The organism is Kitasatospora sp. NPDC087861, assembly GCF_044742585.1.
Lineage (GTDB): Bacteria > Actinomycetota > Actinomycetes > Streptomycetales > Streptomycetaceae > Kitasatospora.
Map to the genome: position 1 here is coordinate 45,160 of NZ_JBIUUS010000026.1, position 18,383 is coordinate 63,542.

Consider the following 18,383-nt stretch of genomic DNA (forward strand, 5'->3'; position numbering starts at 1 on the left):
TCCGGTTTCAGTGCGGGCGTGCGGGGAAGGGTCTGTGGCGGTGTTGACGATGTGTCGCAGGTGGCGGTGGTTCGCCAGTGTCCAGAGTTCGCCACCGACATTTTTCGACCGGGATCGAACGGATCCGGCCGGGCCCGGTCAGGGGAAAAGGGGCGGACATGGCCCGATTTCTGCTGTGAATTTTACTTTCTGATGGTCTTTTTTACTTTTTAATGGGCATTTCCCCCCTTGTCGTGGTCGTGTCGGATGCGCTGGAATGCGACCGCTGTCGGGACGCGCGGTCCGGAGCAACCACGCGTCCGACAGGATCCGCGTACGCTGGGCTGCGCAACCTGACGTCTCATCAGACGAAAGGATGTCCATTGATCGGCTGGCGGAAATCCCAGCTAGCAGCTGCCGTCACGGTCACCGCCGCGTCCATGGTCCTGACCTTCGGGTCCAGCGCCAACGCGACTCCGGTCCCCGACTCGCAGAACGCCCCCGTGGCGTCCGCGGACGGGGCCCCGGTGCCGGTGATCGTGATTCTCAAGGACCAGATAGCGGACGCCCCGGCCGACAACGGCCACCTCGGCGCCCGTAAGCAGAAGGCCGCGAACGCCCAGGCGCCGCTGCTGGACAAGGTCAAGGCCAACGGCGGCACCAACATCAAGAGCTTCGTGGTCGGGAACGCGTTCTCGGCCACCGTCAGCCCGGCGCTGCGCGCCGCGCTGCTCGCCGACCCGGCCGTCGCCTCGGTGGTGGCGGACGAGCAGGTCGCCGTCGCGCCGCCGGCCGCCGGCGCGGCCAAGAAGGACGCCGCGGACACCACGGCCGGCGCCAAGGCGCCCAAGGCCGCCGCCGCCCCGCAGGCCGTTTCGGGCAGCAACGGCAGCCAGGGCGCGGAGCAGAACGCGACCAACACGGTCTGCCCGTCCGACCCGTCCCAGCCGCTGCTGGAGCCGGAGGGCCTCTACTCCACGCACGCCGTCGGCGCCGGCGGCAAGCCCGGCGCGGCCGACCTGGCCACCGGCAAGGGCGTCAAGGTCGCCTACATCGCGGACGGCCTCGACCCGAACAACCCGGACTTCATCCGGGCCGACGGCTCGCACGCGGTCGTCGACTACCAGGACTTCGCGGGCGACGGCGTGGACGCGCCGACCGGTGGCGCGGAGGCCTTCGGCGACGCCTCGGCGGTCATCGCACAGGGCCGCCAGGTGTACGACGTCGCGAAGTTCGTCAACTCCTCGCGCGCCCTGCCGGCCGGCTGCAACATCCGCATCCGCGGCCTCGCCCCGGACGCCTCGCTGGTCGCCCTGCGGGCCGGCGGCGAGATCATGTCCAACTCGTCGATCCTGCAGTCCATCGACTACGCGGTCTCGGTCGCGAAGGTCGACGTGCTGAACGAGTCCTTCGGCGGCAACGTCACCCCGGACAGCGGCGCGCACGACACCATCTCGCTCTTCAACGACCAGGCCGTCAAGGCCGGTGTCACCGTCTCCGTCTCCTCCGGCGACGCGGGCATCAGCGGCACCATCGGCACCCCGGCCACCGACCCGAACGTGATCGCGGTCGGTGCCTCCACGGACAACCAGAACTACCAGCAGACCGGTTACGCGGCTTCCCAGTTCTCCAACAAGACCTGGAGCGACAACCGCATCTCCGCGCTCTCCTCGGGCGGCTTCACCCAGGCCGGCCGCACGGTCGACCTGGTCGCGCCGGGCGAGTCGGACTGGGCGCTCTGCTCGCCCGACACCAGCAAGTACACCGACTGCACGGGCTTCAGCGGCCAGGGTTCGCCGATCCAGTCGTTCGGCGGCACCAGCCAGGCCGCGCCGTTCGTCACCGGCGCCGCGGCCCTGGTCATCCAGGCCTACCGCGACACCCACCACGGCCAGTCGCCCGCTCCGGCGCTGGTGAAGAAGTTCATCACCGGCACCGCTCAGGACCTCGGCGTGCCGGCCGAGGAGCAGGGCGCCGGTCTGCTGAACGTCCGTGCGGCCGTCGAGGCCGCCCGTGGCTACCAGGGTGGCTCCGGCTCGTCCGACAGCAAGACCGTCGTCGTCACCTCCGGTCAGGTCGACGTCGCCGGCACCCCCGGCTCGACCCACACCGCCGACGTGACCGTCACCAACACCAGTGGCGCCACCCAGACGGTCAGCGGTGCGACCCGCACCTTCGTCCCGCAGGCGAGCAACCAGCAGACCGTCCAGCTGGACACGGCCTCGACCGATACCTTCAAGTACGCCACCAACGGCGCCACCTGGGTGCAGAAGCAGGTCAAGTTCACCGTCCCGGCCGGCGCCGACCGCCTCGCGGCGTCGATCGCCTGGCAGGGTGCGGCCAGCCCGGTCGTCAACGGCCCGGTGGTCCGCATGACGCTGCTCGACCCGTCGGGCCGCTTCGAGACCAACACCCGTCCGCAGGGCGGTGCCACCTCGGCGAACTTCGGCCTGGTGGACGTCCCGCACCCGGTGGCCGGCGAGTGGACCGCCATCCTGTACACCCCGGCGGGCAAGGCCGGCTACAACGGCCCGGTCCAGCTGGGCACCGCCACCCAGCGCGCGGTGCCGGCCGGCGCCGTCAGCCCGACCGTCGCGGACCTGAAGCCGGGTGAGACCAAGACCCTGAAGGTCCAGCTCACCACCCCGGCGACCAGCGGCGACTCCAGCGAGTCGATCACCGTGGCCGGCTCCAACGGCACCACCACCAGCGTCCCGGTCGTGCTGCGCAGCCTCGTCCCGGTCAACCAGGGCACCGGCACCTTCACCGGCACCATCACCGGTGGCAACGGCCGCGGCTCCTCGCCGACGCAGAGCTTCGCGTACGCCTTCGACGTCCCGAAGGGCCAGAAGGACCTGCGCGTCGGCCTCACCGTCGCCAAGGACTCGAAGCTGCTCATGCAGGGCGCGCTGATCAGCCCGAACGGCACCCCGATCGACATCGAGGGCAACGGCCTGCTCGACGCGCAGGGCAACCTGACCGGCACCACCGGGGGCGTCTCGGCCACCACCGTCAACCCGGCCGCCGGCCGCTGGCGGTTCGTCCTGAACGTGCTCGGCCCGGTCAGCGGCCAGGAGCTCGCCCAGGACTTCACCGGCACCGTCGCGTTCAACCAGAACCGCGCCACCGCCGCCGGCCTGCCGAACGACGCGCGCACCAAGCTGGCGGCCGGCAAGCCGGTCACCGTCCAGGTGAACTACACCAACAACACCGTCGCCCCGCAGAACATCTCGGCCGACGGTCGCCTGGACCGCCGGGCGGACCTCCCGCTGGTGCCGCAGGGCGCCTCCGCGACGGTCAGCCTGCCGCTGAGCCTCACCTCCGCGGTGCCGTCCTTCCTCGTCCCGCCGGGCACCGACCAGCTGAAGGCGGTGGCGGCCTCCTCGACGCCGGCCCACCTGGAGCTGTCCGGCACCACCGGCTCGCCGGACCTCTTCGGTGACCTGAAGAAGGCCCAGGACGGTTCGACCATCTCGGTCGTGACCGACACCGGCAGCCAGGCCCAGCCGATCCTCCCCGGCGTGTGGGGCACCTTCCTGCAGCAGATCGGTCCGTTCGGCACCGCCGGCGCCCCGACCGGCACCGCCACCATCACGGCGACCGCGCACACCCAGGCGTTCGACCCGGCGCTGGCCTCCAGCACCGGTGACCCGTACGCCCGCGCGGTCGACGCCACGGCCCCGGCCGCCAACCCGGTGACCGTCCAGCCGGGTGCCGGCGGCTCGCTGCAGGTGACCGTCACCCCGACCGGCCCGAAGGGCAGCACCGTCCACGGTGTGCTGTACCTGGTGTCCGGCCCCACCTCGCTGGCGACCGCCAACAACGTCCTGAGCACCACCGGTTCGGTGCTCGCGGCGATCCCGTACAGCTACACGGTGAACTGACGCACCACCATGAGGCCGAGGCCGTCCCGGAGTTCCGGGGCGGCCTCGGCCGCGTCGCGTGCGGGGCGGGGGGAATGCCCGGGGCTCCGGGGGTGTTGGGGCGGGCAGAACCGGGGCGGCCGACGCCCCGGACCTTCGGAGCGGACCGGGAGCGGGAGTTGAACGACGCGATCAAGCACAGCCACGTCGAGGTGAACGGCGTGCGGCTGCACCTGGCGGAACAGGGCGAGGGCCCCCTGGTCCTGCTGCTGCACGGCTTCCCGGAGAGCTGGTACTCCTGGCGGCACCAGTTCGGCCCCCTCGCGGAGGCCGGTTACCGGGTCGTCGCCCCCGACCAGCGCGGGTACGCCCGCAGCGAGCAGCCCGAGTCCGTGGACGCGTACAGCCTGCTGCACCTGGTCGGCGACGTGACGGCGCTGATCGGCGCGCTCGGCGAGGAGCGGGCCGTCGTGGTCGGGCACGACTGGGGCGCCCCGGTCGCCTGGGCCGCCGCCACGCTGCGGCCGGATCTGGTGCGCGGCGTCGCCGGGTTGAGCGTCCCGCCGGTGGGCGTGAGCGGGCTGCGGCCGACGAGCGAGTCCCGGGAGAGGTTCGGCGAGGGCTTCTACCAGATCTACTTCCAGCAGCCCGGCCGGGCCGACGCCGAGCTGGCGGCCGACATCAAGTCGAGCTTCCGCCGCATCCTCGGGGGCACCCACCCCGACGGCAAGCCACGGGCGTGGGTCGTGCCCGAGGGCAAGACCCTGCTGGACACCGTCCCGGAGCCGGAGCGGCTGCCGGACTGGCTCACCGAGGCGGACATCGACGCCTTCGCGGCCGACTACGCCCGGCACGGCGAGCACGCCTTCACCGGCGGGCTCAACTGGTACCGCAACATCGACCGCAACGCCGAACTGCTGACCGCCTTCGACGGCCTGACGGTGCAGGTCCCGGCGCTGTACGTGGCCGGCGAACTGGACCTGGTGAACGCGCTCGTCCCGCCGGACGTGCTGGCGCACCTGCTGGGCCGGGTGCCCCGGCTGCACCGCCACGTCCGGCTGCCGGAGACCGGGCACTGGACGCAGCAGGAGCGCCCGGCCGAGGTGAACGAGGCGCTGCTGGACTTCCTGAAGCACCTGGACGACCAAGCGGCCTGAGCAGCCGGCCGGCGGGCCTGTCCGGATCCGACGGGGGCCGGACAGGCCCGTCGAGGTCCGTGGTCAGCGGTGGTGGTGGCTACCCATGGGGTGGTCGCACGCGCGGCACTTCCGGATGAACAGCAGGCTCACCCCGACGGTGACGAGCGCTCCCACCGTCACCCCGGTACCCCGCGCCGCCTTGCGGGCCGCGTTGCCGCCGATCGAGCCGGTGCATCGCGAGCAGTTCTGACATCCGGTCCGGACCGGGATCTTCTTCCCCACGGCGATTCCTCCCAAGCGCGATCCCGGCCAAGGCCGGGAAGGGGCGGGTCCAGGATGCTGGATGCCGGCGGCGCGTGGTGAGGACCGCGCGGTTTCGGCTGGTTTCGGCCGGTGTCCAGCAGACCGGGCGCCCCCTGATGTCCTCCCAGCGTACGAAGGCGCCCGGGCGGAGCCGAAACGGGGCGGGGTCAGGACTCCGTCCGTCGGCACGTCGTGTTCCATCGGCCGGCCCGTGCTCGCCGGCAGTGCCGCGCCGGAGGCGTTTCACCCCGGGCGGCCCGACGCCCGTACGATCTGTCGGCTATGTGCGGATACCGTCGCCGAGCTGTGAATTCCTGCTGGCGGAAGAGGTCGCGGACCCCCTAAGGTCGGCGAGCCTGCCCCGGTCGGGGCTTCGGCGTGGCCAGCGCGGATGTCCGGGCGCGCGGCAAATCCAGGAGTTGACGGTCTGATGGTGTGTGTGGTGTGCGGGGCGCGTCCCGTGGGGACCGAGAGCGGGCGCTGCTTCGGCTGCACCGAGGCGACTCCGGGCTGGCTGGCGGCATACCGCTCGGCGAACGGCCTCGCGGTGGCGGTCTTCGTCCTGCTGGGGCTGAGCGCCGCAGTGTCGGCATGGGTGGTCGTGATCGACCTCTGGAGCGACACGATCCTCGGTCGGCTGCTGGACGGGTCGGGCGACGTCGGCGCCGACGAGGTCGCCTCGCTGGGCACTCTGGCGACCGGGGTGAACACATTCTCGATCGTGGTGATGCTGGCCACCGCCGTGGTGTTCATCCGCTGGTTCCACCGTGTCCGCCAGAACGCCGATCTGCTGGTGCCGAACGGGCACCGCCTCGGGCGCGGCTGGACCATCGGCTCCTGGTTCACCCCGATCGTCCTGCTGTGGTTCCCCTGGCAGTTGATGGTGGACTGCTGGCAGGCGAGCGCCCCACTCGACGCCGACGGACGACGGCCTACGCTGTCGCAGCGGGTTCTGGTCCTGTGGTGGTCCACCTGGATCGGCTCGCTTCTGGTCGGCTGGTACGCCTACTCCGTCCTGAAGTCCGTGCACATAGCGGTGGACGGCAGCCTGGAGGAACTGCGCAGCGCGGTTCGGGTGGAGACGGCCGGGGCGGCGCTGAGGCTGGTGGCGGCCGTGGCCGCGATCGTGGTGGTGCACCGGCTGACGGCCATGCAGCAGGCGCGCCGGGCCCACGTCAATCCGATCGCCGCCAGGGCCGCCCAGCTGGCGGCCGAGCGGAGCCGGGCCCGCACCGACGCATGAGCGGCGACCGGACGCGGCGGGACCGGTGGCGGCGACGGTGAGCCGACCACCGCCGACGTGCCGGACCAGCCCACGCGACGCCAGGGCCGTCGTGGCATGCTGGTGGCCTCCATCGCGACGGTGGCCGTGCTGGGGGCCGGGGCCCTCACCGTCAAGGCCATGGACCAGCGGACACCCGGAGGTACCGCCGCAGCCACCGGCCCCGCGAGCACCCCGGAGCCGTCGGCGACGCCCTCCCCGGCCCCGCCCCTGGACGGCAAGGCCGGCACGCCCTCCGCTTCCGCCTCCGGCGCGGTTGACGGCAGTGGGTGCGCCGCCTCAGCTGCGCTGCACGGTGAACAGGTCGACGGCTGTGCCGTTCTCGGTGAGTGAGCGCACCGTCAGCCGGGCCGGCTTGCCCGGGGTGGCGGGCGCCGCGTCGACCGCCACCAGGCAGTAGCCGGTGTAACGCACCCTGGACCAGGTGACCTTGACGGTGTGGTCGTGGCCGCTCGGATCGGAGATCACCATGGGGACGGGCGAGTCGTTCGGGGTCTCGTGCCCGAGGTAGGTGTCGGCGGCAGGGAAGGTGTAGAGCGCGTCACCGCCGCCTCCCGCGACGACGTAGGTGGTGCCGTCCTTCGCGGGGTCGACGGTGCCGCCGGAGCCGACCTTACGGGTGGCCTTGCCGGCGCGGATGGGGTCGGTGCGCTCGTAGATGTGGTTGTGGCCGCTGAGCACCAGATCCACCTGGTACTTGTCGAACAGCGGGGCCCAGTCCTGCTGCGCACCGAGTTCGGCCCCGTTGTCGTGGCAGGTGGAGTACGTGCACTGGTGGAGGTAGACGACGACGAAGTCGATGGTCCTGTCGGCGCGGAACGCGGCGAGCCGGCTCTCCAGCCACGTCTTCTGCTTGCCCTTGGTGTGGTTCAGGTTGGTCGGGGTGTTGTAGCAGATGTCGTTGCCGTCGAGGCTGATCAGGCCGACGTTCTGGTACCGCCAGGAGTAGATGCCGGTGGACTGGCCCCAGGCGTTGTCGGGCATCGTGAACCGCGCGCGGACGCCCCCGTAGCCGTCGGACGCGTACCACGGCTCCATCTCGTGGTTGCCGACCGCCATCATCCAGGGGGTGTGGGCGGCGACGGGATCGTTCTGCACGAAGAAGGCGTCCCACAGGCGGGCGTCGTATGTGTCGCCGGTCTGGCCGCTGCCGCCGCTGTTGGCGTACGACAGGTCGCCCATGTGGAGGTGGAAGGCGGGGCCGAGGCCGGCGACCAGCCGGCCGGTGGCGGCCGCGTCGGACCCGATGCCCTGGTCGCCGAAGGCCGTGAAGGTGAACCCGGTGCCGCGTCCCGGGGCGGGCGCGGTGCGGAAGCTCGCCACGTCGCCGGGCTGCGCGCGCTGCCCTGCGGGGTCGTAGCCCTGATGGCCCACGACGTAGTAGTACGTGGTGTCCGGGATCAGGCGGTCCAGCTGTGCGTGCAGGTAGTACTGGGTGACGGTCGTCGGCTTGACCAGGGATTGGTCCTCGACCGGGTGCTGCCAGGAGAGCTTGCTGACCAGCGTGCGGACTTCGGCGGCGACGGGGGAGCCGAAGTCGCCGGGCTGGAGGCCGATCCGGACGAAGGGCGCGGTCACCGCACCCGGTACCTGCCAGGAGACGACCACCTGTTGGGACGGATCGGCCCCGAAGGCCAGGTGCCGGCCGAAGGGGCGCAGCGCGGACCCGGCGGCCCTCTCGATCCTGGGCGCGGGCAGGGGCGGCGTGCCGAGGACGGTGGGGCGTGCGGAAGCGTGCGCGGTGCCGGGCAGCAGGATGCCGGCGGCGGCGAGGGCGGCTCCGCCCGCCGCGCCCACCCGGAGGAGGTCGCGCCGGGAGTGGCGGGCGGCGGGGCTCCCGTGCTGCTCGGCCGGGCGGGGCCGGGTGGTGTGGCCGGCCCGGTCGGTTGCGGCGGATTCGAGGGACGGCGCGTTGTCGGTGGACCGGCTGTGCCGTGAGGTCTCGGACATGAGGCAAAGTTAGGAAACGTCACTAACCTTGGCAAGGGGGCGAACGGAGCCGAATTCGGTTGCACCGCAGGCCGGTTGGCGAGCGATCACCCGGTACCGCGGGTCACGCCGTGCGGCCCGCGCGGGGGTCGAGGAGCTCGGCGACGAGGCGGCGCGCGTAGGCGGGGGCGAGGCCTGCCGGGCGGAAGAGGATGCGGTACATCAAGGGGGCGACGACGCCGTCCATGACCGTCTCGACGGCGGGGGTGTTCTCCTGGCGGTCGATCGCGCGGGTGAGGATGGCGTCGATCTGTTCGGCCGCGTAGGCCGAGCACTGGCCGGCGTTGCCGCCGTCCGGGTCGCCGAGCAGGGCGTCGCGGATGTAGGCGCGGCCCGAGGGGGACGCCATCTCGTCGAGGAACTGTTCGGCCCAGGCCGTCAGGTCGGACCTCAGGTCGCCGTGGTCCTCCGGCGCCGTGTCGGGTCGCAGGCGCTCCACCGCGACGTCCGACAGCAGCTCCTGCAGGTCGCCCCAGCGGCGGTAGACGGTCGAGGGGGTGACTCCTGCGCGGTGGGCGACGAGCGGCACCGTCAGTGCGTCGCGGCCCACCTCTGCCAGGAGTTCGCGGACGGCGGTGTGCACCGCCGCCTGGACCCGGGCGCTGCGGCCGCCGGGGCGCACCATCGGTTTGCGGCTCATGAAAGCATCTTAAAACATATTTCTTGCGTTTAGTGGGCGGCGGCCGGTGCGAGTGCCCGGGCGGGCTGGGTCTGCTCGTAGGCGTGGCCGACCCGTAGCAGTGTGCGCTCCCCGAGCGGGCGGCCGAGCAGTTGCATGCCGATCGGCAGGCCCGCCGTGTCGTGGCCGACCGGGACGGACAGGGCGGGCACCCCGGTGATGTTGGCCGGGGCGGAAAGGCGTACGAGGGCGTCGGAGACGCTCTCGGCCGTGCCGTCGGGCCAGCTGACCGTCTCCTCGCCGGCCCGCACCGCGGTGATCGGGACGGTCGGGGCGGCGATCACGTCGACCTCCGCGAGCATGCGGCCCCACTCGCTCCGCATCAGCGTCCGGGAGCGCTGGGCGCGCAGGTAGTCGCCGGCGGTCATCAGCTCGCCGGCCTCCAGGAGGACGCGCACATCCGCCTGGTACAGGTCGGGGACCGTCCGCAGGCCGGCCTCGTGGTAGGCGCTGGCCTCCGGCGCCACCAGGCCCCACAGGGTGGCCTGGATGTAGCGGGTCATCGGGATGTCGACCTCGACGAGCCGTGCGCCGAGCGCCTCCAACTGCCCGATGGCGCGCCGGACGGCGGCCTCCACCTGGGCGTCGACGTGGTCGAAGTAGTAGGTGCGCGGCACGCCGACGCGCAGCCCCGTCAGATCCGTGTCCGCGCCCGGCCGGTGGTCGACGGCGGGGGTGGCCAGCGAGGCGGGGTCGCGCGGGTCGTGCCCGGCGAGGGCGTTCAGGACGATGGCCGCGTCCTCGACGGTACGGGTGATCGGGCCGACGTGGTCCAGCGACCAGGACAGGGACGTGACGCCGTGGCGGGGGACCAGGCCGTAGGTCGGCTTGAGGCCGACGACCCCGTTGAGCGCGGCGGGTACGCGGATCGACCCTCCGGTGTCGGTGCCCAGGGCGAAGGTCGCCGTGCCCGAGGCGACGGCGACGGCGGATCCGCCGCTGGAGCCGCCGGCGACCCGGCCGCGGTCCCAGGCGTTGCCGGTCTGCGGGGTGGTCAGGCCGTAGGCGAACTCGTGGGTGTGCGTCTTGCCGACCAGGACCGCGCCGGCCGCCGTTAGGCGCGCGGCGACCGTGCTGTCGGCCCGAGCGCGGTGGTCGGCGCGGACCCGGGAGCTGGCCGTGGTGGGGAGCCCGGCGACGTCGATCAGGTCCTTGAGTCCGGCCGGGACGCCGTGCAGCGGCCCCCGGTCCCGGCCCTGCGCTGCTTCGCGCTCGGCCTCGCGCGCAGCCCGTCGGGCCTGCTCCGCGGTGACCGTGACGTAGGCGCCGAGCTGCGGTTCGACCTGCTCGATGCGGTCGAGGACCGAGTCCACCAGCTCGACGGGGGAGAGCCGCCGGGCCCGGATCGCCTCCGCGGCGGCGGCGAGGGAGAGCTCATACGGTCGCATCGTGCTGCTCCTCTCCGGCGCGGTAGGCGCCGGCGGGTGGGGTGTCCCCGAAGTCGAGCTCCCGCAGGAGGGCGACGACGGAGTGGAGGTGGTTGGCGGTGGCCGCGACCGCGGTGTGGCGGTCGGCGGGCAGTGGAAGTCCGGCGCGGGCGGCCCAGCGGGCGGCCTCGGGCGGTGTGAGGTCAGCGGAGGGCATGGGCGATCTCTCCTGGTCGGGGCCTGGTAGGGGCCTGGTCGGGGCTGGAGCGAGATGGCCCTCGCTCCAAAAGCTAATGGTTTGCTTTAGGTGGACTGTAGGTTCTATCGTGGCTTAAAGCAAATCCCTTGCGTTTGTGGAGCGGGGCTCGCGCGTCCAGCGGGATGTGTCGACCCGCCCGCGCCCCGCAGACAACCGCCTCGCCGCTGAGAGCGGCCGCCGAGAGCAAAGGAACGACGGATCATGCAGACTTCCCCCGCCGCCCCCATCCCCTTCTGGGCCGTGGGCGACGTCGCCGTCCACCGGGTCGACGAGGTCCTCCTGCCGCCCGCGACCGGACAGTGGCTGCTGCCCGACGCCACCCCCGAGGTGGTGGCCGGCCAGGACTGGCTGCGCCCCCACTTCACCGACCACGAGGGCGCCCTGCGCCTCGCCAGCCACAGCTTCGCGTTCGTCGTGGACGGCCTGCGGGTCCTGGTCGACACCGGCATCGGCAACGGCAAGGAGCGGGCCAACCCGGCCTGGCGCGACCTGAGGACCGACTACCTGGAGCGCCTCGCCGCCGGCGGCTTCCCGCCGGACTCCGTCGACCTGGTGATCCTCACCCACCTGCACGCCGACCACGTCGGCTGGAACACGCGGGAGGTGAACGGCGAGTGGATCCCCACCTTCCGCAACGCCCGCTACCTCACCACCCGTGCCGAGCGGGAGTTCTGGGCCGGGTACGCCATGGACGAGGCGCGTGCGCAGATGTTCCGTGACTCCGTGATCCCGGTCGAGCGGGCGGGACTGCTGGACGCCGTCGACGTCCCGGCCGGGGGCGTCGCGATAGCCCCTGGTCTGCGCCTGATCCCCACGCCCGGCCACACCCCCGGCCACGTCGCCGTCGAACTGACCAGCCGGGGTGCGGCGGCGCTGATCACCGGAGACTGCATCCACCACCCGGTCCAGCTCGCCCACCCTGCGATCGGCGCCTGCGTCGACATCGACCCGAGGCGGTCCGAGGCCTCCCGTCGCGCGCTGCTCGCCTCCGTCGCCGACACGGACGCCCTCGTCCTCGGCACCCACTTCGCGCCTCCCACCGCCGGCCGCGTGATCACGCACGGGGGTGCCTACCGGCTCCTGCCCGTGCCCGCGGTCTGACCGCCGCGCGGCCGAGCCCTTCGAGGAGCCCGGGAGGGCGGCGTCCGCCGCGACTGCGCCGAAACCGGCCGCCAGCCCCCGAATGCCGCCAGGCGCCCGTGAATCCTGGCGCACTCGCCCAAAAGCCACCGTCGAACCACGTGACCGGCGTCACAAAATATCGCTCCGCCCTCGAACCGCTTGCGGCAGTCGTGGTCTAGACCTATAAGTGGTCATGACAGGTGCGCCCCAAAAGCGCGCCGGCGCACGCCTGTTGTGCGACCGGCGCAGCCGCGGCGTCGACGTCTGCGCAGCGGATCCGGTCCGAGGTGGGGGGTGGAGTGATAGGCGCCGAGCAGTTGCGCCGGCAGCGGAGGCTCTTCCTCGCCGTCGGGATCGACACGGTCGGCGCCGGTGTCTTCATGCCCCTGTCGCTGCTGTTCTTCGTCACCGTCCAGCACTTCTCGGCGGCGGCCGCAGGTACCGCCGTGACGGCGGGATCGATCGCCTCCTTCGCCGTCGTGCCGGTCTGCGGCAGGATCGTCCAGGCCGGCGGGCCGAAATCCTGCCTCCTCATCAGCAACGTGTTCACCGCGTGCGGATACGCCCTGTACTTCGCGGCCGGAGACCTGTTCGTCGTGGCGGCCGCCGCCTTCGTCGTCATGGCCGCCGACCGCCTCTACGGAGCCGCCTGGCCGACGCTGCTCGCGCGGCTCGCGGAACCGGGGGAGCTCACCCGGTGGTTCTCCTCGATCAGCGCCCTCAGGACGACCTGCCTCGGCGCCGGCACCCTGGGGGCGACCGCGCTGATGGCCCTGGCCGGCGGGCGCGGCCTGGAGATCGCGCTGGCGCTGAACAGTGCGAGCTCCCTGCTCTCCGCCGTCCTCCTCCTCGGGGTCACGGCACCGGCACCCGGACCGCAGGACGCGAAGGCGGCGAGGTCCAGCATCCGAGGCGCGATCGGCGACCGGCTCTTCCTGTCGCTGGTCGTGTCGCAGACGCTCCTGTCGGCGGCCTGGCTGATTCCGACGGCGGCCTTCCCCGTCTACCTCGTCCAGTCCCTCGACCAGCCCGCCTACTGGCCGACCGCCGTGGTCGCCGTCCGCTACGCCACCATCGCCTGCCTGCAGATGCCGATCAGCCGCCGTCTGCGCGGCTGGACCCGGTCGCGGGTCCTGCGCCTCTCGATCGGCGTGGTGGCCGGGGCCATCGCCCTGACCGCGACGATCTCCGAGGCCCCGCACGTCCTGCAAGGGCCACTCGCCGTCCTGGTGGCGGCGGTCCTGGCCCTGGCGGAACTCGCGTCGAAACCGACCGCCGCCGCGGAGGCGGTGACGATGGCCCCCACCGGCGACGAAGGACCGTACATGTCCCTGTTCCAGGTGACCTGGACCGTGTCCTACGCCGTCGGGCCCGCCGTCATCGGCCTGGGCCTGCACAACCCCCCGCAGCTGTGGGCCGGTCTGGGCCTCTGCGTGGCCGCCAGCGCCCTGGCCCACCGCCTCAGGGCTCCGCTCCGGGGCCCCCGCAGCGCGCCCCTCATGTGAGTGCCGCCGGCCGGCCGGCGGTCGGTCCGTGTCGGGCGGAAGCCAGCGCAGCGCGAACCAGAGCTCCATCCGGACGTCCGCGTCGCGGAGGTCGAGCTCCGGCAACTCGCCGACCCGGGCGATGCGTTGGCGCACGGTGTTGCGGTGGAGCGGGAGCGCCGCGGCGGTACGAGGGCCGCACCGGACCCCGACGTGCTGGTCCTGCCCGCCGTGCTGCGGATGTTCGCCCCCACCCACCTGGACGCCTGACCTGCGGCGCCCACGGTGTTCACCCTTTCAGGTGAACGCCGCTGGCCTTTGCCGGTGGGGGCCGATCGTCGGCTGGATAGTGAGGGGGTCTCGGGAGGCGGCCCGGACGGCGACGGGCTCGCCTTGAACGGCCGACCCCCACGGCGTGGACCAACCCCATCGGCCACGACCGCAGGGACCTGGACGCCCTCGACGGTTCGGCGCTTCGACGCCGCGCCGCCTCGGCGCCCGACCGCCGGTCGAGGTGACGACCGGGCACCAATCCGCATCGCTGTTCGTGGTCTCGACTCGCCCCAAGGGAGGACACATGGTCGGCACAGCACATCCGAGCACCGGTGTGGAAGGCGTGGAGGGAGGAGTCGGCCTGACGGCCCTCCTGGTCGCCGCGGCCCGGGCGATCGAGACCCACCGCCACGACAGCCTGGCGCAGGACGTCTACGCGGAGCACTTCGTGCTCGCCGCTCCGGCGTCCGCGGCCTGGCCGGTCCGCATCCAGGAGGTGGCGGACGGGGACGCGGACCCGCTGTGGGGGCGGTTCGCGCGCTACTTCGGTCTGCGGACGAGGGTCCTCGACGACTTCCTCCTCCGGTCGGCGCACGCCGGAGCCCGCCAAGTGGTCCTGCTCGGTGCGGGGTTGGACACCCGGGCGTTCCGACTCGACTGGCCGCCCGGCTGCGTGGTGTTCGAGATCGACCGGGCGGGCGTGCTGGCGTTCAAGCACGGGGTGCTCGGCGGGCTGTCGGCCGCCCCGACGGCGGCGCGGGTACCGGTCCCGACCGATCTGCGCGCCGACTGGATCGAAGCGCTGACCGCCGCCGGCTTCGACACCGCCGCACCGAGCGTCTGGCTGGCCGAGGGCCTGATGTTCTACCTGCCCAACGCCGTCGAGACGTCCCTCATCGACGCGGTGGACCGGCTGAGCCCGGCGGGAAGCGCCCTGGCCTTCGAGGTCAAGCTCGACAAGGACCTGCTGGAGTACCGCGACAGCCCGCTCTACACCTCGACGAAGCACCAGATCGGCATCGACCTGCTCAACCTGTTCGACCGGGAGCCGCGCCCCGACTCCGCGGGCGACCTCGCGGACAGGGGCTGGTCCACCTCGGTGCACACCCCCTTCGAGTTCACCCACCGGCACGGACGGGGCCCGCTGCCCGAGCCGAACGACGCGCTGGCGGGCAACCGGTGGGTGTTCGCGAACAAGCCCCTCGACAAGCCCCTCGACAAGCCCCTCGACAAGCCCGTGGACAAGCTTCTCGACGGGCCTCTCGACAAGCCGATCCCGTAACGCCGTTGTCGGACGGCCCGGCGGCGGGGGCGGATCCTCCGTTCACCGCCCCGGCCCCTCCGGAACCAGGACGGGCTTGACCACCCGGCCCGCCTCGCAGTCCCGTTCCGCCTCGTTGATGTCGGCGAGCGGGTACGTGCGGATCAGCTGGTCGAAGGGGAACCGCCCGGCCCGCCACAGCCCGGTGAGCCGCGGAATCAGCAGCCCCGGCACCGCGTCCCCCTCACAGATGTGGGAGATCCGCCGGCCCCGGTCCAGCGTCCCCGGTTCGAGCGCCAGCGCGGTGTGGAGCCGCGCGACCAGTCCGAGGTGGCCGGTCGGGCGCAGCGCCCGGAGTGCGTCGTTGATCAGCCGGGCGGAGCCCGTGGTGTCCAGCGCGTACTGCGCGCCGCCGCCGGTCGGCCGCCGGATGCGGCTTGGCAGGTCCGCCGAAGCGGCGTGCAGCGGGATCGCGCCGAACCGCTCGGCGAGGGCCAGGCGTTCGGGCTGCCGGTCGACGGCCACGGTCACCGCCCCGGCGGCGGTGGCCGCCAGCACCGCGGCCAGGCCCACCGCCCCCGCGCCGAAGACCGCGACGGTGTCGCCGGGGCCGACGCCGAAGGAGTTCAGGACGGCCCCGGCGCCGGTGAGGAAGCCGCAGCCGAGCGGTCCGAGCAGCTCGACGGGCAGGTCGGGGTCGACCCGGACGGCGTTGCGGGCGGCGACCACCGCGTACTCGGCGAACGAGGACTGTCCGAACCACCGGGGGGCCAGCGCGCCCCCGGCCGCGTCGGTGAACCTCGCGGCGTTCTCCTCGCGGCCTCCGAAGAGGTTGAGCGGGGCGAAGGAGTCGCAGTAGGCGGGGGCCGCGCCCAGACAGTTCCGGCAGCGCCCACAGGAGTCGAAGCTCAGCACGACGTGGTCGCCGATGCTCAGGCCGGTGTCCGGGCCGCCCGCCTCCACCACGACCCCGGCCCCCTCGTGACCGAGCACCGCCGGCAGCGGCGAGCGGCCCGCCGAGCGCCGGACCGCGAGATCCGTCCGGCACATCCCGCAGCCCGCGATCCTGACCAGGACCTCGCCGTCGGCCGGTCCCGCGTCCAGGCACACCTCCTCGACGGCGAACCGGCTCTCGTACGAACGCAGCACCGCCGCGGCGAATTTCACGGTCACGCCTCCTCCGGGCGGTGCACGACGAACGGACTGAGGTTCCCGTAGAGCCCCCACGGCCCGCCCGCGACGCCGACACCGCTCTCCTTGGTGCCCGCGAAGGGCTGGGCGAGGGACAGTTCGGCGTGGTGGTTGATCCACGCCGTCCCGCACTCCAGCCGGTCGGCCACCGCCTCGGCCCGGTCGAGGTCGCTGCCCCAGACCGAGCCGCCCAGCCCGAAGCCGGTGTCGTTGGCCGCCTCGACGGCGTCGTCCAGGTCCTCGTAGGGCAGCACCGGCAGGACCGGTCCGAACTGTTCCTCCGTCACCACCGGGCTGTCGGGCGGGACGTCGGCCAGGACCGTCGGGGCGAAGAAGTAGCCCGGCCGGTCCAGCCGGTGGCCGCCGGCCGCGGCCCGGGCGCCGTCCGCCAGGGCCCGGGCCGTGTACCGCTCGACCCGGGCCAGTTGGGGGCCGTTGTTGACCGGCCCCAGCTGGGTGCCGGGATCGAGCCCGGCTCCGACGACGGCGGACCTCGCGCGCTGGGCGAGGGCCTCCACCACCTGGGAGTAGAGCCGGGCCGGGGCGTAGACGCGCTTGACCGCCATGCAGACCTGCCCGCAGTTGCGGAACGCCGCCCAGAACAGCCGGTCCGCGATCCGGTCCACCTCCACGTCCTCCAGCAGGATGGCGGCGTCGTTGCCGCCCAGCTCCAGGGTGACCCGGGCGAGCGAGGCCGCCGCGCCCTGCGCGACGGCCCGTCCGGTGGGGATCGAACCGGTGAAGGTCACATGCCGGATCCCCGGATGGGACACGAGGCGGGCACCGAGGGGTTCGCGACCGGTGACGATCGTCAGGACGCCCTCGGGGAGGGCGGCGGAGAGGACGGACCCCAGCAGCCGGGTGGCGAGGGGCGTGAACGGGGAGGGCTTGAGCACCATCGTGTTGCCCGCGGCGAGCGCCGGTGCGAACTTCGCCGCCGCGAGCTGGAGGGGGAAGTTCCACGGGACGATCGCGGCGACGGGCCCGAGCGGCCGCCAGCGGACCTCGCTGCGCACCGGCCGACCGTCCGTGATCGGCCGGGGCCCGGGGTCCAGTGCGGCGAAGTAGCGCAGGCGGGCCACCGTCCGGGCGACCTCCGCGGACGACTCGGCCAGGGGTTTGCCCTGTTCCCGGGTGAGCAGCGGAGCGAGGTCGGCCCCGGCCGCGTCCACGGCGTCGGCCGCCGCGAGCAGGGCGGTGGTGCGGGCGACGGGGTCGGCCCGCCAGCCGCGCCAGGCCTCGCGGGCCCGGTCGACGACGGCGTCCAACTCGTCCGGCGACTGGTCGGGAGCCTCGTCGAAGGCCTCACCCGTGGCCGGATCGAGGACGGCGAGGCGACCCGCGCCGGCCAGCGGTGCGCGGCGGGGCTGACGTGTCGGCATGCCGGCGGTCAGCTCGCGGCGGTGACGGCGGCCGAGTGCTCCCGGGCGTGCCGGTCCATCTCCGCCCGGAAGGCGGCCACCAGGTGCGGTCGGATCCGTCCGGTGGTGCGGTCGCCGCCCTCGCAGACCGCCCCGCGCACTCCCACGATGTCGGTGCCGATGCGGGTCAGCTCGCCGAGGTCCGCCGCCTTGACGCTGCCCGCGAGGGCGGCGAGCAGGTCGGCCTCGTGGGCCAGCCGGACGAACTCCGCGCAGACGTCCGGCCGGACGTGGTCGAACAGCCGCGTCCCGTCCTTGATCGCGGTGTCGAGCATGGCCGCGTCGGCGCCGGAGCGGAGGGCGACGTCGGGCAGCGCGAGCGGGTTGATGCAGCCGATCCGGTGGGCGTCGGCGTAGCCCGAGGCGACGACGAACGCGTCCGGCCGGTAGTCCTTCACCGCCCGGACGACGCCCCGCATCACGTTGACGGCCTGTTCGGGCGTCGTGCACCCGTAGAGGCCGACCTTGATGTACGTGGCCCCGGAGACGGCCGCGCCGAGCGCCGCCTGGGCCACCGTACCGGGCTTGTACGGCACGTCCCCCACGGTGGCGGACACCGGCTTGTCCGCCGGGACGGCGTCGCGGATCTCCCGGATGACCCACGGGAAGTTCGCGCCGAGCGAGCCCTCGTCGGGCTTCTTGACGTCGACGATGTCGAGGTGTTCCGCCGCCTTGGCGCAGTCGAGGGCCTCCTCGACGCTGTCCGGGGAGATGAGAAGCAACAACGTGGACTCCTTCCACCGCACGTCCGCCCGTGCCGGGCCGGCCTGC

The 18,383-nt window shown here is 73.1% G+C and carries 14 protein-coding genes and 1 pseudogene; 7 read left to right on the forward strand and 8 right to left on the reverse strand.

Annotation, left to right across the window (positions count from 1 at the left end):
- The first annotated feature begins 419 nt into the window (after nt 1-419).
- From ACIOJE_RS30235 to ACIOJE_RS30250, 4 genes are all read left to right on the forward strand, one after another.
- Nucleotides 420-3,863 carry a S8 family serine peptidase gene (locus ACIOJE_RS30235; RefSeq protein WP_400780495.1) on the forward strand — a complete coding sequence of 1,148 codons (3,444 nt, stop codon included), beginning with the start codon at nt 420-422 and terminating at the stop codon, nt 3,861-3,863.
- A gap of 158 nt (nt 3,864-4,021) precedes the next feature.
- Nucleotides 4,022-4,999, forward strand: coding sequence for an alpha/beta hydrolase (locus ACIOJE_RS30240; RefSeq protein ID WP_280683252.1), 978 nt, complete (start codon nt 4,022-4,024; stop codon nt 4,997-4,999).
- Between the two features lie 85 nt (nt 5,000-5,084).
- Nucleotides 5,085-5,231: a hypothetical protein gene (locus ACIOJE_RS30245; protein ID WP_280683254.1), complete on the forward strand. Its 147-nt coding sequence runs from the start codon at nt 5,085-5,087 to the stop codon at nt 5,229-5,231.
- 513 nt (nt 5,232-5,744) lie between these two features.
- On the forward strand, nt 5,745-6,527 hold the full coding sequence (locus ACIOJE_RS30250; RefSeq protein WP_280683256.1) for a DUF4328 domain-containing protein: 783 nt from the start codon (nt 5,745-5,747) through the stop codon (nt 6,525-6,527).
- 318 nt (nt 6,528-6,845) lie between these two features.
- On the opposite strand, the gene ACIOJE_RS30255 is transcribed toward ACIOJE_RS30250, so the two are convergent.
- The 4 genes from ACIOJE_RS30255 to ACIOJE_RS30270 all read right to left on the reverse strand — a co-directional run bounded on the left by ACIOJE_RS30255 (nt 6,846) and on the right by ACIOJE_RS30270 (nt 10,818).
- The gene (locus ACIOJE_RS30255; RefSeq protein ID WP_400780500.1) at nt 6,846-8,516 is read right to left on the reverse strand and encodes a purple acid phosphatase family protein; all 1,671 of its coding nucleotides are present in this window, start codon (nt 8,514-8,516) and stop codon (nt 6,846-6,848) included.
- A gap of 103 nt (nt 8,517-8,619) precedes the next feature.
- Nucleotides 8,620-9,195 (reverse strand): TetR/AcrR family transcriptional regulator, encoded by a 576-nt coding sequence (locus ACIOJE_RS30260; RefSeq protein WP_400780502.1) that lies wholly within the window; start codon nt 9,193-9,195, stop codon nt 8,620-8,622.
- Between the two features lie 29 nt (nt 9,196-9,224).
- Nucleotides 9,225-10,622, reverse strand: a complete 1,398-nt coding sequence (locus ACIOJE_RS30265; RefSeq protein ID WP_400780504.1) for an amidase — start codon at nt 10,620-10,622, stop codon at nt 9,225-9,227.
- Complete coding sequence (locus ACIOJE_RS30270; RefSeq protein ID WP_280683263.1) at nt 10,609-10,818, reverse strand: hypothetical protein; 210 nt, start codon at nt 10,816-10,818, stop codon at nt 10,609-10,611. The genes ACIOJE_RS30265 and ACIOJE_RS30270 overlap by 14 nt, the downstream gene beginning before the upstream one ends.
- Before the next feature lie 243 nt (nt 10,819-11,061).
- Here ACIOJE_RS30270 and ACIOJE_RS30275 point away from each other — a divergent pair, with 243 nt between their 5' ends.
- Nucleotides 11,062-11,961 carry an MBL fold metallo-hydrolase gene (locus ACIOJE_RS30275; protein ID WP_400780507.1) on the forward strand — a complete coding sequence of 300 codons (900 nt, stop codon included), beginning with the start codon at nt 11,062-11,064 and terminating at the stop codon, nt 11,959-11,961.
- 320 nt (nt 11,962-12,281) lie between these two features.
- Entirely contained in the window at nt 12,282-13,487 is a 1,206-nt protein-coding gene (locus ACIOJE_RS30280; protein WP_400780510.1) for an MFS transporter, read from the forward strand.
- 42 nt (nt 13,488-13,529) lie between these two features.
- Here ACIOJE_RS30280 and ACIOJE_RS30285 read toward each other — a convergent pair.
- Nucleotides 13,530-13,658, reverse strand: a pseudogene (locus tag ACIOJE_RS30285) (helix-turn-helix domain-containing protein); the annotation flags it as partial.
- A gap of 385 nt (nt 13,659-14,043) precedes the next feature.
- Here ACIOJE_RS30285 and ACIOJE_RS30290 point away from each other — a divergent pair.
- Nucleotides 14,044-15,021, forward strand: a complete 978-nt coding sequence (locus tag ACIOJE_RS30290; RefSeq protein ID WP_400780512.1) for a class I SAM-dependent methyltransferase — start codon at nt 14,044-14,046, stop codon at nt 15,019-15,021.
- A 42-nt stretch (nt 15,022-15,063) separates the two neighbouring features.
- Here the strand turns inward: ACIOJE_RS30290 and ACIOJE_RS30295 are convergent, their stop codons facing one another.
- Genes ACIOJE_RS30295 through ACIOJE_RS30305 form a run of 3 tightly spaced genes read right to left on the reverse strand, consistent with a single transcriptional unit; the run spans nt 15,064 to nt 18,358 of the window.
- Complete coding sequence (locus ACIOJE_RS30295) at nt 15,064-16,167, reverse strand: NAD(P)-dependent alcohol dehydrogenase (protein WP_400780592.1); 1,104 nt, start codon at nt 16,165-16,167, stop codon at nt 15,064-15,066.
- 2 nt (nt 16,168-16,169) lie between these two features.
- On the reverse strand, nt 16,170-17,573 hold the full coding sequence (locus ACIOJE_RS30300; protein ID WP_400780514.1) for an aldehyde dehydrogenase family protein: 1,404 nt from the start codon (nt 17,571-17,573) through the stop codon (nt 16,170-16,172).
- Nucleotides 17,574-17,581: 8 nt separating this feature from the next.
- A complete protein-coding gene (locus ACIOJE_RS30305) occupies nt 17,582-18,358 on the reverse strand; it encodes a (5-formylfuran-3-yl)methyl phosphate synthase (protein WP_400780595.1) in 777 nt (258 codons plus the stop codon).
- Nucleotides 18,359-18,383 lie beyond the last annotated feature (25 nt).

Bases quoted from the DNA above. Each gene is read 5' to 3' on its own strand.
- ACIOJE_RS30290 (WP_400780512.1), top strand. From the start codon at position 14,044: ATGGTCGGCACAGCACATCCGAGCACCGGTGTGGAAGGCGTGGAGGGA.
- ACIOJE_RS30260 (WP_400780502.1), bottom strand. From the start codon at position 9,195: ATGAGCCGCAAACCGATGGTGCGCCCCGGCGGCCGCAGCGCCCGGGTC.
- ACIOJE_RS30270 (WP_280683263.1), bottom strand. From the start codon at position 10,818: ATGCCCTCCGCTGACCTCACACCGCCCGAGGCCGCCCGCTGGGCCGCC.
- ACIOJE_RS30235 (WP_400780495.1), top strand. From the start codon at position 420: ATGGTCCTGACCTTCGGGTCCAGCGCCAACGCGACTCCGGTCCCCGAC.
- ACIOJE_RS30300 (WP_400780514.1), bottom strand. From the start codon at position 17,573: ATGCCGACACGTCAGCCCCGCCGCGCACCGCTGGCCGGCGCGGGTCGC.
- ACIOJE_RS30275 (WP_400780507.1), top strand. From the start codon at position 11,062: ATGCAGACTTCCCCCGCCGCCCCCATCCCCTTCTGGGCCGTGGGCGAC.
- ACIOJE_RS30265 (WP_400780504.1), bottom strand. From the start codon at position 10,622: ATGCGACCGTATGAGCTCTCCCTCGCCGCCGCCGCGGAGGCGATCCGG.
- ACIOJE_RS30245 (WP_280683254.1), top strand. From the start codon at position 5,085: ATGGGGTGGTCGCACGCGCGGCACTTCCGGATGAACAGCAGGCTCACC.
- ACIOJE_RS30255 (WP_400780500.1), bottom strand. From the start codon at position 8,516: ATGTCCGAGACCTCACGGCACAGCCGGTCCACCGACAACGCGCCGTCC.